Origin of the sequence: Pseudomonas fuscovaginae SE-1, assembly GCF_000364705.1 — a bacterium.
Classification (GTDB): domain Bacteria; phylum Pseudomonadota; class Gammaproteobacteria; order Pseudomonadales; family Pseudomonadaceae; genus Aquipseudomonas; species Aquipseudomonas fuscovaginae_A.
On record NZ_AQOH01000171.1, the window covers coordinates 1 to 1,709 of the forward strand.

The 1,709-nt window shown below is 64.4% G+C and carries 1 protein-coding gene; it reads right to left on the reverse strand.

The genetic code is table 11. The features are described from left to right. Positions 1 to 1,709: condensation domain-containing protein (locus K675_RS0116460; protein ID WP_026145258.1), on the reverse strand; the 1,709-nt coding region annotated here is incomplete at both ends.

The window sequence follows — 1,709 nt, forward strand, 5'->3', positions numbered from 1 at the left end:
CCCTGCTTGCGCAGGGCATGGGCCAGGCGGTTGGCCTGTTCGTTGAGCTGGCGATAGCTCAGCCTGGTCTCCCCCCGCACCACGGCCTGGGCATCCGGCGTACGCGCCACCTGGGCCTCGAACAGCCCATGGATGGTCTGCGCCCTCGGATATTCCAGCGCGGTGTCGTTGAAACCCACCAGCAACTGCTCGCGCTCATTGGCCGGCAGGATCGACAGGTTGTCGAGTGTCGTTGCCGATGACTGCTCCAGTGCGTCCACCAGGCTTTCCAACGCCGTCCGCATGTAGCCGCAAACTCGCCGGGCACCGATCGTCTCGCTCACCAGCACCGCCAGGTTGAAACCCTCGCCCAGATCGTCGACGTTCAAGGTCAACGGATAGTTGGTGCGTTCTTCGCCATCGAGCGCATCGATACCGCGCCAGGCGCTCAGGGCCTCGTCCGAGTGTTCGTCTGAAGCACCGTGGCGATAGTTGAGCAGTGCACTGAACAGCGGCATCGGCGCAGCCACGCCACTGCAACGCTGGGCCAGCACCAACGGCGCATGTTCGTGTCCCAGCAGTGCGGTGAGGCGTGCATGGGTCGCCCGAACACCGTCTTGCGCCCCCACCCCGTCCAAGTCCACCCGCAATGGCAAGGTGTTGATGAACATCCCCAGGGCCCGGTCGGCGCCTTCGCCGGCCTGCATCCGACCCATCAGTACCGTACCGAACACCACCGTGCGCCGGCCCGAGACCTTGCCCAGCACCTGCGCCCAGGCCAGGTGCACCAGACTGGCGGCGCTCACCCCCAGTTGGCGGGCACGGGCTCGCAGGCGCAGCCCCAATCGGCTGTCCAGCGCCAGACTGCTTTTCTCGATGTCGCGACCATCGCCCTGCACATCCTGCAAGCCGAACGGCAGGGTCGGTTCGTCGATATCGCCGAGCATTCCACGGAAGAAGATTTCATGTTCGCGCTGGCTCACCCTCAAGCGGGCCTGAGCGACATAATTGCGATACGGCAGGGGGGCACCCAACTGCCCAGCCAAGCCCAGCAGATGCGCCTGCATTTCCCGCCGGACCACTTCCATTGCCGTGTGGTCCAGAACCATGTGATGGAACAACAGCATCGCTACCCAACGCTGGTTCGGCAGGTCCTCGGCAAAGACCAGGCGCATCAGCGGGGCCAGGGTCAAGTCCAGGCGCGAGTGACGGGGGTCGAAACGCTGATGCAACTGCTCGCTGATCTCACCCTCGACCGGGTCCAGTTCGACCTGTTCCAGATTCAGCCGGGCCTGGCGCCAGACCACCTGCATCGGCGCCTCCAGACCTTCCCAGAGTACCGCGGTACGCAGGATGTCATGGCGATCGATCACACTTTGCAAGGCATCGATAAAAGCGCTCAAACGCTCGCGGCTGGCCATTTCGAACAGGGTCTGCAAAACATAAGGGTCGCCCTGCTCGGCTGTCAGGTGGTGATAGAGAATCCCTTCCTGCAACGGTGCCAGCGGGTAGATGTCCTGCACATTCGCCACACCGCCCGGCACGCGGGCAACAATGCGATCGATGGCGCGCTGGTCGAGATCGGCCAGAGGCAGCATGTCCGGCGTGATCCGGGTGCAGTCCGCCTCGATGGCATTGGCCGGAACCTCTACCTCATGGACTCCGCCCACGGCGGCCGACAAGGCCGCCAGGGTCGGCTGGCCGAACAGCACCCGCACATCGGCACTCAG